Consider the following 13,110-nt stretch of genomic DNA (forward strand, 5'->3'; position numbering starts at 1 on the left):
ATCCTATATGGCGGAATCCTATATGAATCAGGAAGAAACGTTAGCGATATAGAAATCCTTATATAAAATCACAAACCGTAGAGACGCAAAGTATGGCGTCTCTACATGATGTCAATAGTTCAGCAGTTCTTCAAGAGCCGCCGCTACTTTAGCAGCATCGGGCAGCATCATTCGCTCCAGCTCCACATTCAGCGGGACTGCCGGAAGGTTGGCGGCACCCAGGGTATGTATAGGTGCATCCAGGTGCTGAAAGCAGTCTTTCGCAAGGCGACCGGCCAAGGACTCTGCGAACGAGTTCAGCAGCGGCTCCTCGGTCAGTACCAGCGCCTTGCTGTGGCGTATGACAGCTGCTTTCACTGTTTCATAATCCAATGGGTTGAGGGTGCGCAGGTCGATGATTTCGACGGATCCTGGAAATTTCTTAGAAGCTGCTTTTGCCCAGTACACAGCCATGCCATAGGTTATCACTGCCATGCTGTTGCCTCTTTTTATTTCCTGTGCGGCCGCCTGCTGCGCTACACACGCTTTGCCCAAAGGCAGGATATAATGTTCATCCGGCTCCACAGTCTTGGCTTCCTCCGTGCCGGGCACTTTAGACCAGTATATCCCCTTGTGCTCCAGCATCACCACCGGGTTCGGGTCCAGAAAGGCGGCTTTCATCAGGCCTTTCATATCGGCGGCATTGCTCGGGTACACCACCTTGATGCCCCGTATGTTGAGCAGGGAGGACTCGATGCTGCCCGAGTGGTAGGGTCCGCCGCCGCCATAGGCCCCGATGGGCACCCGGATGACAGCCTGAACCGGAAACTGGCCGTTGGACAGGTAGCAGCTCTTGGACAATTCCTCCACCAACTGGTTGAGGCCCGGCCATATATAATCTGCAAACTGTACCTCCACTATTGCCTTGGCGCCCACCGCCGACATGCCCGCCGTGGAGCCGATGATGTAGGCCTCCTGAATCGGCGTGTTGAAGACGCGGGCATCACCGTATTTCTTCGCCAGCAGCGCCGCCTCCCGGAACACCCCGCCTAATTGACGCCCCACGTCCTGCCCATAGAACAAGGCCTCCGGGTAGACGCGCAGCAAATCGTCTACGGCATGCAGGCCCGCATCCACCATGGTCACTTTGCTGGCTCCGGCAGGGGTTCGCTCTCCTTTTTCCTCGGTTATGGGCGTGGGAGCAAACTCGTGCTGGTCAAAGGTGGCGGGGTCAGGGGCCGGAGCAGCGAGGGCTTTCTCAAAATCCCGCGCTACTGTCTCTCTTGCCTCCCGCTCCAGCGCTTCTATATCGGAGGAAGGCACATGTGCCTCCAGCAATACCTGGTGCAGCAGCGGAATCGGGTCGTTGACGGCCTGCTTCTGCAGGTTTTTGCCCCGGTACCATTCCCGGCGCACCCCGGAGGTGTGATGGCCCAGCAGCGGCACTTTCGCGTGTACCAGCACCGGCCTCCGCACCTGGCGGGCATACTCAAACGCCACCCGCATCCCCTCGCAGGACTCCAAAAAATCAGCCCCGTTCACGCTGAGGCGCTCCATCCCTTTGAAACCGGCGGCATACTCGTAGGCGTTCATGGCACGCATTTCTTTTCCTTTGGCCGATATGCCCCAGTCATTGTCCTGGATGAGGTAGATGATGGGCAGCCCCTTCAGCACCGCCATCTGGAAGGCCTCCGCCACCTCGCCCTCCGTCACGGCCGCGTCTCCGAGCGAGCACAGCACCACCGGCCGCTCCCCTGCCTGCAGCAGCCCCTGCCCTTCGAGGTAACGGAGGCCATGCGCCATGCCGGTGGCCGGAATAGCCTGCATGCCCGTGGCCGAGCTCTGGTGCGGTATAGTGGGGAAGCCTTTGCGCCTCAGTGCCGGGTGCCCGTAATAGGTGCGGCCGCCGGAGAAAGGGTCATCGGCTTTGGCCATGAGCTGCAGCATGAGTTCGTAGGGTTGCAGCCCGATGCCCAGCAGCATGGAATCGTCGCGGTAGTAGAGCGAGGCGAAGTCGCAGGGCTTGAGCTGGAAGGCGGCGGCCAGCTGGATGGCTTCGTGGCCGCGCGAGGTGCTGTGAACATACTTGCTGCAGATGGCTTTCTGCTCCTCATAGGTATCCGCCATAATTTTGGCGGTCATCATCAGCCGGTACGCTTTTTTTAACAGGTCAACGTGCAGCTTCGCCGCCGCCATGGTCTCCTTCGGCATAGTTCAGTAAGGGTTTGCCTCCATGTACGGATTTCCGCACCGGAAGTAAAAAGCGCTGCCACGCGCGGTACTCCGGCCTTTATTCGCTAATTTTGCCATATAACAGGCGGAGGATACAGGTTTTTGAAAGGGCTTCAACAAGCTGCTGCCAGCGCTGTATAAGTTGGCAAGAGAAGAAGCCTTTTGTTCCTCCTTTGTCATTTTCCTATATAAATTCTTTTTCTGAAAGCATGTTTAGAGAAAAAGTAGAGGCGTTTATGCGCCGGTTCCAGAATGACCTTTGCCGTGACCTCGAGACCTGCGACGGCGGCGCCACCTTTGCATCGGACGCGTGGCAGCATGAGAGCGGCGGCGGTGGCATATCGCGCGTGATAGAGGGCGGCAATGTGCTGGAGAAGGGTGGCGTGAATTTTTCGGCGGTGGAGGGCGAGCTCTCCCCGGCTTTCCTGAAGATGCTGCAGATGCCCGACCCGGCTTATTTTGCCACCGGCGTTTCGGTGGTGCTGCACCCGCACAGCCCGATGGTGCCCATCACCCATATGAACGTGCGCTACTTTGAGGCGGGCAACGGCCAAGCCTGGTTCGGCGGCGGCATCGACCTCACGCCCATATACCTCGACCTGAAACAAGCAAAAGAATTTCATGCGCAGATGAAGGCTGTCTGTGACAGGCACCACCCGTCGTACTACCCGGAGTTTAAGAAGTGGGCCGATGACTATTTCTACAACGAGCACCGCGAGGAAACCCGCGGCGTGGGCGGCATCTTCTTCGACAGGCTTTCCGCCACCGACGAAATCAGCCTGGAAGAACGGTTTGCTTTTGTACACGACGTAGCTTACGCTTTTGCGCCATTTTATACCGCTATCATGAACCAGAACCGCGACCTGCCCTACGGGGAGCGCGAAAAGCAGTGGCAGCTGCTGCGCCGGGGCCGTTATGTGGAGTTTAACCTGGTATATGACCGCGGCACCAAGTTCGGGCTGCTGACGAAAGGGCGCATCGAGTCTATCCTGATGAGCCTGCCGACGAACGCCTCCTGGCTCTATAACTTTAAGCCTGAGCCGGGCAGCCCCGAGGCGCAGATGCAGGCGTACCTCAAAAAGGATATAGACTGGGTAAACGTGCAGGCCTAGCGCATGGAAGAACTGGAGCAACTGGACCAGGAGGCGTTCCTATACCTCAACGACATGCACAGCCCGTTCTGGGACAGCGTGATGGTCTTTGTGTCGAACAAATACGTCTGGATTCCCTTTTACCTGGCCCTCATCGGCTACCTCGTCTGGCGCTACCGGAGGCAGAGCATCCCGATGCTGCTGCTGGCCATTGTGGCCGTGGGCCTGGCGGATTTTATCGCATCCGGCATTTTCAAACCCTATTTCGCCCGCCTCCGCCCCTGCCACGACCCGGAGCTTTCGGAGGTGGTGAACCTGGTGAAAGGCTGTGGCGGCCGGTTTGGTTTCATGTCCTCGCATGCCTCCACGGGTTTTGCACTGGCAGTTTTCTTCAACCTCATCCTGCCCGACCGTTACCTGATTTTTAAGATTGTGCTGGTGGCCTGGGCGGTGGTGGTGTCGTACAGCCGCATTTACCTGGGGGTACACTATCCGGGCGACATCCTGGGCGGGGCTTTGCTGGGCGCTTCTCTGGCTTATGGCTGCTCGCTGTTATATACCTTTCTGTTGAACAAATACCCTTCGCTGGTGCGTTAAACCTTTACAGCAGCAAGCTGTTCATTCAAGGATTACACAACAGCAAGGGTTTGCCACACTACAGCTTCTTTTTCCTCTATATACTTCTGATGCTTCTCGCTGCGGCTCCCGTTTCAGCGCAAACAAGTTACACCCTGTCCGGCCGCGTGGTAGATGCCGGGACGGGCGAAGGACTGGCGGGAGCCCTTGTGGCCCTGAAGGAACGCATCAGTCCCGGCACGACCACTGATGCCAGCGGCCGCTATTCCTTTTCGGTCCCAGCCGGCGCTTATACTCTTGTGGTACAGTATATCGGCTACAGCACTTTCGAGCAGAAGCTGCAACTGAGCCAGAACCGGCGGCTTAACATAAGTTTAGCACCCGTGACATACGATGTGCAGGAGGTGGAAGTGATAGCGGAGCGGCAGCAGCCGCTGACGCAGACACCTGCGATGGGGCAACTGGAACTGCCCATGGAAACCATCAAAACGCTGCCAGTGCTTTTTGGGGAGGTGGATATCCTGAAGACGGTGCAGTTGCTGCCGGGCGTGCAGTCGGGCGGTGAGGGCAACACGGGCTTTTACGTGCGCGGCGGCGGGGCCGACCAGAACCTCGTGCTGCTCGATAAAGCCACCGTATATAACCCCGGCCACCTGTTCAACTTTTTCTCGGTGTTCAACAGCGACGCCATTGAGAACACCACGCTCATCAAAGGCAGCATGCCCGCCCGCTACGGTGGCCGCCTCTCCTCGGTGCTGGAAATCGAAAGCAAGGACGGGGACAAAAATGGCTTCCGTGCCGATGGCGGTATCGGGCTCATTGCCTCCCGCCTGACGGTACAGGGGCCATTGCTGGAAGACAAGGCGGCTTTTATTTTCTCCGGTCGCCGCACCTATATAGATGCCCTGTTCAACCCCTTCCTGAAGAACACAGAGCAGGGCGGCGTCCCCTACCGCTTCTACGATCTCAACGGAAAGCTGCAGTACCTGTTGTCGGAGCAGGACGAGTTGTCGCTGAGTGGCTACTATGGCCGCGATGTAGGCAAACTGAAGCTCTCGGACGGCCGCTTCGCTGCAGACTTCTTCTGGGGGAACGCCACCGCCACCGCCCGCTGGCGGCACCGCTTCAACGATAATCTATATATGGATGTCAGCGGGGTGCTGAGCAACTATGCCTTCCAGTTCTCCTGGGACTACGGCGGCTACAAAACCCTGCTGCAAACAGGCGTGCGCGACTATGCCGCCAACATCGACTTTGACTATACCCCCAGCGTGCGCCACCACCTGCAGTACGGGGTGCAGTACACCTACCACACGCTGCGGCCGCGCACCGGCGAGGCCGAGGGCGAAGCGGGTGAGCTTTTCGGAACCAACCGGGTGCTGCCGAAATACGGACATGAAACAGCGGTCTATATATCCGACGACTGGAACGTGACGGATAAACTCCTCCTGAGCCTGGGGCTGCGGAACAGCTATTTTACACAGGTGGGGCCGTTCAGCTATTACCGTTTCAACGAAAACCAGCTTGTGACGGACTCCACGTCCTATGGAAACGGTGATGCGGTGAAGACATATACGGCTTTAGAGCCACGGGCATCGGTGCGGTACCTGCTGAGCGAGCAGGCCTCCATCAAAGCGGGTTTCACGAAATCAGCCCAGTACCTGCACCTCGTCTCGAACGCCTTTACCACCCTGCCGCTGGATGTGTGGGTGCCAAGCTCAGCGATCGTGAAGCCGCAGCGGGCAACGCAATATGCCCTGGGCTATTTCCAGAGTATCGACAACAACCAGTACGAAGGCTCGGTGGAGGTGTATTATAAAGAACTGCAAAACCAGTTGGAGTACCGCGAAGGCTTTGCGCCCGGCCCCAGCAACCGCGATTTGGAATATGAGTTTGTGCGCGGCAGTGGCATGTCCTACGGGGCTGAGTTTTTCCTGCGCAAGAACTACGGCGACCTGCAGGGCTGGGTCGGCTATACCCTTTCCAAAACCACCCGCCGGTTTCCGGATTTAAATAATGGTGAAGTGTTTCCGGCCCGCTACGACCGCCGCCACGACTTGTCGCTGGTGGGCAGCTACCGCTACAACAACCGCTGGACCTTTGGCGGCACTTTTGTGTTTGGCACCGGCCAGGCCACTACACTGCCGGAGCGGCGCTATTATCTGGAGGGCACGGTAAACTACCAGTATGGCGACCGCAACAGCTTCCGGATGCAGCCCACGCACCGCCTCGATCTTTCCGCCACCCTTGAGGGAAAGGCGCGCGAGCATATACAGTCGAGCTGGACCTTTTCTATCTACAACGTATATGGCCGCCGCAACCCGTTTCTGTATTACGTCGACAACGAGGGAAGCCCAGGCAGCCAGAACGTGCAGCTGCAGGCCAAGAAGGTGTCTATCATCCCCTTCCCGCTGCCCTCCGTTACCTGGAACTTTAGCTGGAAATAAGCATGCGCAAGACTCACTTTATATATATACTCCTGCTGCTCCTGCCCCTGTATGGCTGTGAGCAGGACCTAACAATTGATTTGCCGGAGGGAGATGAAAAGCTGGTGGTGGAAGGGCATATAGAGCAGGGCGCACCGCCCATTGTGGTGCTGACGCGCACGGTGCCGGTTTTTTCAGAAATATCGCTGGCGTCGCTGGAAGAGAGTTTCGTGCATGGGGCGCAGGTAACGGTAAGGCATGAAGGGCAAAATTATATACTGCAGGAAGTGTCCTCAGCAGTTTTATCAGAGCAGTTGCGTGAGGTGGTGAGCATGCAGTTGGGGATATCAAAGGCGCTGTTAAGCGGCAGCGGCGGGTTTCAGTTTTATGTCTACACCACCGAAGAGCTGTTTGGGGAGTTGGGAGAAAGCTACAGCTTATATATAGACCACGAGGGTCAAACCCTCTCCGCCGTCACCACCATTCCGCAGCTAAACCCCATCGACTCGCTCTGGCTTGTGCCGCACCCCGACCCGGAGCAGGACAGCCTAAAAACACTGTATTACCGCTACTCCGACCCTGACACCCTCGGCAACAGCGTCCGGTATTTCACCAAGCGCAACAGCGAGCCTTTCTTCCCCGGCCTCTTCACCTCCGTTTTCAACGACGAGTTGATAAACGGAAGCACCATCAGTTTTCCGCTGGACCGCGGGGAGCCGAAAGGCCAGCAGGAGATTGACGAGGATTTATATAGCTACTTCGGCGTGGGCGACACCATCACCGTACGCTGGGCCGCCATCGATTTACCCCACTACCGCTTCTGGTACAGCCTGGAGAACGAACAGAACAGCAACGGCAGCCCCATCGGCACCCCCAACATCACCCAATCCAACATTGAAGGAGGCCTCGGCATCTGGGGCGGCTACGGCGTGACGTACCACAAGATAATTGTTGATTGAGTGGATGAGTGATTGAGTGGATGAGTGATTGAGTGATTGAGCGAATGAGTGAATGTTATATATGGAATTCATCCCAAGGTTATCCTGTAGGATTACTGATGTAATTAATTTTCACTTTGCGCCTCGCCTCCATAATTCTCCAAAGCAAATCCGAGAAGAAGAGCTTCCTCAATGTGAGGTGTATATATTCAAATTTTCAAAATTCAGTTTTTCAAAATTTATTATTCACTCAATCACTCATTCGCTCATTCAAAATTACCTGCGCAGCAGCCGCGCCACGTACTTGCCGATGATGTCGAACTCCAGGTTCACGGTATCGCCAGGTTTTACGTGCTGCAGGTTGGTGTGCTCGTAGGTGTAGGGGATGATGGCGACGGAGAAGGAAGCCTCTTTGGAGTTCACCACCGTCAGGCTGATGCCGTTGACGCAGATGGAGCCTTTTTCGACGGTGACGTTTCCTGTGCCCGCATCGTAGCGAAAAGTGAACACCCAGCTGCCATCTATATCCTCCACCGACTCGCAAACCGCCGTCTGGTCTACGTGCCCCTGCACCACGTGCCCGTCGAAGCGTCCGTTGGCCTGCATGCAGCGCTCCAGGTTCACCACATCGCCCACTTTCAGGCTGTTCAGGTTTGTCTTTTGCAGCGTCTCATCTATGGCTGTAACCGTGTAGGCATCCCCATATATACCCACCACCGTCAGGCACACGCCGTTATGCGCCACGCTCTGGTCAATCTTCAGCTCGTTCGCAATAGCCGCGGTAATGGTGAAATGCCTGTTCGTGTTTTCCTGCCGGATGTCGGTGACGCGCCCCAGCGTCTCTATAATGCCTGTAAACATTTTCTCTTTCCTAAACTTATATATTGTGATGAGCCGCTGTAGCCGATGTCTTTGGAATAACTAAGCAGTAGGCCATCATGAAATTACACCAGCCCCTTCCCTTGTTTTGTCCGAATACTTATAGAAACATACAGGACTGAAACTGTATCAAAAATAACAGCATTTTACGGCTTATAGGCAAGGTAGATTATTTTAAAGTTAATGCTAGGATAAACGGAATATATGGGCCGGTATGCTTATTTTCGCAGACCTGCGCTCGAAAGCAGGGTAAACAGGAGTATAAACAGCAGCTATAGATGCAAACAGACTCGTACAGACACAAAGGCATGCGCCGGGCTTTGATAAAAGTGCTGCAGGAAAAAGGCATCCGCGACCCGCGCGTGCTCGCTGCCATAGAGGCTGTACCCCGGCATTTCTTTTTCGAGAAGGCTTTCCTGGAGCAGGCTTACCAGGACAAGGCTTTCCCCATCGGAGAAGGGCAAACCATCTCGCAGCCCTATACCGTCGCCTTCCAGACGGAGCTGATGCAGCTGAAGCCCACCGACAAAGTGCTTGAAATTGGTACCGGTTCCGGTTACCAGTGTGCAGTGCTGCTGCAACTCACGCCGCACGTCTATACCATTGAGTACAACCGGGCGCTTTATGAGAAAGCCGTCATGTTTTTCAAGAAATATGGGCTGAAGCCGCACACCTTCCATGGCGACGGCTCAGAAGGCCTTCCTGCCCATGCCCCATATGACAAGATTATTGTCACGGCTGGTGCGCCGGGCGTGCCCCGCAGCCTGGTGCGCCAGCTGAAAGTGGACGGTTCGCTGATAATACCGGTAGGGGATGCCAAGAGCCAGAAGATGATGCGGATTACCCGTGTGGAGGAAGACGAGTTTACCAGGGAGGAATTCCACAGTTTCAAGTTTGTGCCGCTGCTGGGCTCGTCCGGCTGGGATGCTGCCCAGTAAGCCTGCTATATATAGCAGGCTCCTCCACACAAGTATTTTTTCTCCTTAGCGGAATGCCGCGTATCTTTGCGGCAGCAAACAAGGCACCCTTACATGCGCAAATCAAAAAAAGTACAAGACTCCTACGTCATCATGACGGAGCTGGTGTTGCCCAACGATACCAACACCCTGCACAACCTGATGGGTGGCCGCATGATGCACTGGATGGACATCGTATCAGCCATCTCCGCTCAAAAGCACTCGAACCGCATCGTGGTGACAGCCTCCGTCGACAACGTTTCTTTCACCGAAGGCATTAAATTAGGTAACGTGGTCACGCTGGAGGCAAAAGTGACGCGCGCTTTCAATTCCTCCATGGAAGTACACATTGTGGTATATGCCGAGGACATTCCGAGCGGTAAGCGCGTGATGTCGAACCAGGCCTTTTTCACGTTTGTGGCGGTAGACCAGCTGGGTAACCCGATTGATGTGCCGGAGGCGGTGCCGGAGACGGAGGACGAGGTAAAACTTTATGACGGTGCCCTGCGCCGACGGCAGCTGCGCCTCGTGCTGGCCGGACGCATGAAACCCAGCGAGGCGAAGGAACTGAAATCCATTTTTGAGATAAAGGAAGACGCACAAGGATAAGCTAGGATATGGCAGGACTGCAGGCAGACGATATAAACGAGGCGTTCCTGAAGAACCTCTTCACGGAGACCCTCTATATGGTGGGTGGGGAAAATCCTGCGCCTGCCAAACCGGAAGCGCCTGTGCCACCAGTTCCTGCTAAAGCAGTTTCTAAAGTAGCAGAAGAGAAACCAGAACCGGCAGTAAAAAACCTGATTTTGGACCATAAACCTGTGGATACTCCGGTTATACCGCATGTTCCTCTCCCGTCGGCTCCGGCTAAATATAAAGTGGCCGGCACAAACGACAAGGGCGTGGTGGTGCTGGTGACGCTGCCTGATGATGCATTTGAAAAGCTGCCTCAGCTCACTTTCCTGCAGAAAATATTATACGCCATTGGGCTTAAACCGACAGATGTGGCCTATGTCAACAACCTGTCGGGAGCGACCGCCAAATTCGAAGACTTGCAACAGGAGCTTCAGGTGAGCTACATCATCAGCTTCGCCAGCCGCCTCGACACCGTGTTGCCGCACGATAAATTCACTTTATACCATCCCGTACTGGTGGGCGATGTGCCTGTCGTGTTTTCGCAGGCACTAGCGATGCTGGAGCACAATACTGAGCACAAGCAACTGCTGTGGAATGCCCTCAAGAAGGTCTTTCTTTAAGCTCTGATATAAGAGTTTTTGACGAAGGACATAAGATAAAATGTTTCTGGTTGACAATTTATCATACAGCCAGCACATCCCTGTAAGAAATCATATATAACAAAGCAGCGGCCTTCCTATATACAGGAAGGCCGCTGCTCGTTTACATATACGTCCTATATAACATCTTATATATGGCCGCTTAAAAATTTACTGTAACAGGGACGCCAGCTTTTGCTCCAGCTCCGCTCCTCTCAGGCCTTTGGCAATAATCTTTCCCTCCGGGTCGACGAGCACTGTCTGCGGTATGGCTGTGATGTTATATAGCTGCGCCGCCTGACTTTCCCAGCCTTTCAGGTCAGAAACATGGGGCCAGGTAAGTTTGTCTTTCTCTATCGCCTGCAGCCACTTGTCGCGCGACTGGTCCAGCGACACGCCGAAAATCTCGAAGCCCGCGCCTTTGTCTTTGTAGGCGTTGTACATCCGCACCACGTTCGGGTTCTCTTTGCGGCACGGCCCGCACCAGCTTGCCCAGAAGTCGATCAGCACGTACTTGCCCCGCAGCTCAGAAAGCGACTTGCTGCCGCCTTCCGGCGTAGGCAGGGATATGTCCGGTGCCAACTGACCAACGGCCGTGCTTTTAAATGGCTCCAGCCGCTCGTTCAGTAAAGCTGTGTACTTTGAATTCGGCAGGTTCTGGTTGAACAGCGTCGCCATGCTGTCGGCAAAGGCAAAATCGTTGGTGGGGTCAATGAGGCTGGCGGTGCCAAAGGCAGCCACTACGGAGTTGGGATGCTGAGCAATAAAGTCTTTCACCTGCCGCTGCATCACCACGTAGTCCTGGCGCACCGCCTCGGCCTCTTCCGTATTTCCTTCCTGCATCGCCTTGTTGAAACGCTGCTCCAGTTCCGCCTGCTTCTGGCGCGTATCGTTCACGATCCGGTTCAGCTCCAGGAAAAGTTTGGTGTCTTCAGAGCCTTCCACCTTCGCGGTGCCGTTCATGTCCTTTGCATCCGCCTCCAGCTGGATTTCACCTTCGTCCAGCACCAGCATCAGGCCGTTCTGCTGATCAAGGCCGATGCGGTAAAAAGTCGGCTCCTCCACATTCCCCTCAAACTGGAAGGTGCCGTCCTGCGAGATCTGCGCCGTATCACGGGCCACAAACTGTACCTCGCCCAACTCATACAGGTATATGGGGCCGGCTGTGGCATTGTTCAGCTTGCCTTTGATGGTATAATTATCGCCGCCGTTGGAGGCAGTCTTGTTTCCCTGGCAGCTGGCCAGCACGGCAACAGCCGATGCAACGGCTGCTAAGTTTCTCCATTTCATAGGATATGGTTTAAGCGTTCAGGCTCTCCCGTAGCAATTTGTTTGCCACTTTGGGGTCGGCCTTTCCTTTTGTCTTTTTCATGATCTCGCCCATGAACATGCCGATCAGCGACTGCTTTCCTGCCTTGTACTCTTCCACCTTGGCAGGATTTCCGGCCAGCACGTCATTTATGATCTGGCTCAATTCATCAGCATTGGATTCCTGCAGCAGGTTCTGCCCTTCTGCCACCTGCAGCGCCGTTTTCTCCGGGTGCTCCAGCATATAGGGGAAAACCATTTTGGCAGCCACGGAATGACTTACCTTGTTTTCATCTACTAAAGCGATAATTTGTGCGATTTGTTCCGGGGCCAGCGGAAAGTCACGGATGTGCAACTGCAGCTCGTTCAGATAGGACTTCACCGGGCCCATCATCCAGTTCGAGGCAGCCTTATAGTTAGATGTCTCCTTACAAAGCTCTTCGAAATACAGCGCAATTTCTTTGGCATCCGTCAGCACGGCAGCATCGTATTCCGGCAGGCCATATTCTCCCACAAAGCGGTCATATAGCTCCTGCGGAAGACTCGGCATGCCCGCCCGGATGCCCTCCAGCCAATCCTGCTCGATAATGAGCGGCGGAAGGTCCGGCTCCGGGAAGTAGCGGTAGTCGTTCAGGGTTTCCTTGGATCGCTGCGGAGTGGTGTTGCCGGTGTTGGCGTCATAGCCGCGGGTTTCGCCCTCTACCTTTTCGCCGCTCTCCAAGATGGCAATCTGTCGCTCAATCTCGTGCTCGATGGCGCGCTGCACGTTGCGGAAGGAGTTCATGTTCTTCACCTCCACCTTGGTGCCATATATGGAAGCGCCTTTTAGCATCACCGACACGTTGGCATCACAGCGCAAAGAGCCTTCCTCCATGTTGCCGTCACAGATCTCAAGGTACTTCACCAGCTTTTTGATCTCCGTCAGGTAGTTATATGCCTCCACCGAGTCGCGTATATCCGGCTCCGACACGATCTCGATCAACGGCACCCCGGCCCGGTTCAGGTCTACCAGCGTCTCCACCTCGCCCGGCAGGTGCATTGATTTTCCGGCATCCTCCTCCATATGGATGCGCGTGATGCCGATGCGCTTGTCCTTGTTCTCGGCGTCTTTTACGATGAGATGTCCGTGCGTGCATACCGGCGTCTTGTCCTGCGTGATCTGGTAGCCCTTCGGGAGGTCCGGGTAAAAGTAATTTTTGCGCGCATACACGTTGTAGCGTGTGATGTCGCAGTTGGTGGCCAGGCCCATTTTCACGGCCATCTCCACCACTTTCTTGTTCACGCGCGGCAAGGTGCCCGGGTGCCCAAGCGTGATGACGCTGACGTTGGTATTCGGCAGCATCCCGTACTCGGTGGAGTCGGAAGAGTAGGCCTTGCTCTCCGTCAGGAGCTGCGCGTGTACTTCCAGACCTATCACTGCCTGGTATTTATCTTTTATCTCTTTATCCATC

At 55.3% G+C, this 13,110-nt stretch carries 11 protein-coding genes; 7 read left to right on the top strand and 4 right to left on the bottom strand.

Annotation, left to right across the window (positions count from 1 at the left end):
* Nucleotides 1-111: 111 nt before the first annotated feature.
* Nucleotides 112-2,190: an alpha-ketoacid dehydrogenase subunit alpha/beta gene (locus GSQ62_RS00850; protein ID WP_161887748.1), complete on the bottom strand. Its 2,079-nt coding sequence runs from the start codon at nt 2,188-2,190 to the stop codon at nt 112-114.
* A 230-nt stretch (nt 2,191-2,420) separates the two neighbouring features.
* Between GSQ62_RS00850 and hemF the strand changes: the two genes are divergently transcribed.
* Genes hemF through GSQ62_RS00870 form a run of 4 tightly spaced genes read left to right on the top strand, consistent with a single transcriptional unit; the run spans nt 2,421 to nt 7,263 of the window.
* On the top strand, nt 2,421-3,323 hold the full coding sequence (gene hemF, locus GSQ62_RS00855; RefSeq protein ID WP_161887749.1) for an oxygen-dependent coproporphyrinogen oxidase: 903 nt from the start codon (nt 2,421-2,423) through the stop codon (nt 3,321-3,323).
* A gap of 3 nt (nt 3,324-3,326) precedes the next feature.
* On the top strand, nt 3,327-3,899 hold the full coding sequence (locus GSQ62_RS00860; RefSeq protein WP_161887750.1) for a phosphatase PAP2 family protein: 573 nt from the start codon (nt 3,327-3,329) through the stop codon (nt 3,897-3,899).
* 50 nt (nt 3,900-3,949) lie between these two features.
* A complete protein-coding gene (locus tag GSQ62_RS00865; RefSeq protein WP_237586877.1) occupies nt 3,950-6,325 on the top strand; it encodes a TonB-dependent receptor in 2,376 nt (791 codons plus the stop codon).
* A 2-nt stretch (nt 6,326-6,327) separates the two neighbouring features.
* Nucleotides 6,328-7,263, top strand: coding sequence for a DUF4249 family protein (locus tag GSQ62_RS00870; protein ID WP_161887751.1), 936 nt, complete (start codon nt 6,328-6,330; stop codon nt 7,261-7,263).
* 255 nt (nt 7,264-7,518) lie between these two features.
* Here GSQ62_RS00870 and GSQ62_RS00875 read toward each other — a convergent pair whose 3' ends face one another.
* Nucleotides 7,519-8,103 (bottom strand): riboflavin synthase, encoded by a 585-nt coding sequence (locus GSQ62_RS00875; protein ID WP_161887752.1) that lies wholly within the window; start codon nt 8,101-8,103, stop codon nt 7,519-7,521.
* 296 nt (nt 8,104-8,399) lie between these two features.
* Here GSQ62_RS00875 and GSQ62_RS00880 point away from each other — a divergent pair, with 296 nt between their 5' ends.
* From GSQ62_RS00880 to GSQ62_RS00890, 3 genes are all read left to right on the top strand, one after another.
* Nucleotides 8,400-9,059 (top strand): protein-L-isoaspartate(D-aspartate) O-methyltransferase, encoded by a 660-nt coding sequence (locus GSQ62_RS00880; RefSeq protein WP_161887753.1) that lies wholly within the window; start codon nt 8,400-8,402, stop codon nt 9,057-9,059.
* A 93-nt stretch (nt 9,060-9,152) separates the two neighbouring features.
* Nucleotides 9,153-9,686: an acyl-CoA thioesterase gene (locus tag GSQ62_RS00885; protein ID WP_161887754.1), complete on the top strand. Its 534-nt coding sequence runs from the start codon at nt 9,153-9,155 to the stop codon at nt 9,684-9,686.
* Nucleotides 9,687-9,694: 8 nt separating this feature from the next.
* A complete protein-coding gene (locus GSQ62_RS00890) occupies nt 9,695-10,333 on the top strand; it encodes a hypothetical protein (protein ID WP_161887755.1) in 639 nt (212 codons plus the stop codon).
* A gap of 189 nt (nt 10,334-10,522) precedes the next feature.
* Here GSQ62_RS00890 and GSQ62_RS00895 read toward each other — a convergent pair whose 3' ends face one another.
* Nucleotides 10,523-11,641, bottom strand: coding sequence for a TlpA disulfide reductase family protein (locus tag GSQ62_RS00895; RefSeq protein ID WP_161887756.1), 1,119 nt, complete (start codon nt 11,639-11,641; stop codon nt 10,523-10,525).
* Nucleotides 11,642-11,651: 10 nt separating this feature from the next.
* Entirely contained in the window at nt 11,652-13,109 is a 1,458-nt protein-coding gene (gatB, locus tag GSQ62_RS00900; protein ID WP_161887757.1) for an Asp-tRNA(Asn)/Glu-tRNA(Gln) amidotransferase subunit GatB, read from the bottom strand.
* Nucleotide 13,110: the final 1 nt, after the last annotated feature.

The sequence above is a fragment of the Pontibacter russatus genome (assembly GCF_009931655.1).
GTDB classification, from domain to species: Bacteria; Bacteroidota; Bacteroidia; order Cytophagales; family Hymenobacteraceae; genus Pontibacter; species Pontibacter russatus.

Coding starts and splice junctions, on each gene's coding strand:
- GSQ62_RS00890 (WP_161887755.1), top strand. CDS start 9,695: ATGGCAGGACTGCAGGCAGACGATATAAACGAGGCGTTCCTGAAGAAC.
- gatB (WP_161887757.1), bottom strand. CDS start 13,109: ATGGATAAAGAGATAAAAGATAAATACCAGGCAGTGATAGGTCTGGAA.
- GSQ62_RS00870 (WP_161887751.1), top strand. CDS start 6,328: ATGCGCAAGACTCACTTTATATATATACTCCTGCTGCTCCTGCCCCTG.
- GSQ62_RS00860 (WP_161887750.1), top strand. CDS start 3,327: ATGGAAGAACTGGAGCAACTGGACCAGGAGGCGTTCCTATACCTCAAC.
- GSQ62_RS00885 (WP_161887754.1), top strand. CDS start 9,153: ATGCGCAAATCAAAAAAAGTACAAGACTCCTACGTCATCATGACGGAG.
- GSQ62_RS00895 (WP_161887756.1), bottom strand. CDS start 11,641: ATGAAATGGAGAAACTTAGCAGCCGTTGCATCGGCTGTTGCCGTGCTG.
- GSQ62_RS00850 (WP_161887748.1), bottom strand. CDS start 2,190: ATGCCGAAGGAGACCATGGCGGCGGCGAAGCTGCACGTTGACCTGTTA.
- hemF (WP_161887749.1), top strand. CDS start 2,421: ATGTTTAGAGAAAAAGTAGAGGCGTTTATGCGCCGGTTCCAGAATGAC.
- GSQ62_RS00875 (WP_161887752.1), bottom strand. CDS start 8,103: ATGTTTACAGGCATTATAGAGACGCTGGGGCGCGTCACCGACATCCGG.
- GSQ62_RS00880 (WP_161887753.1), top strand. CDS start 8,400: ATGCAAACAGACTCGTACAGACACAAAGGCATGCGCCGGGCTTTGATA.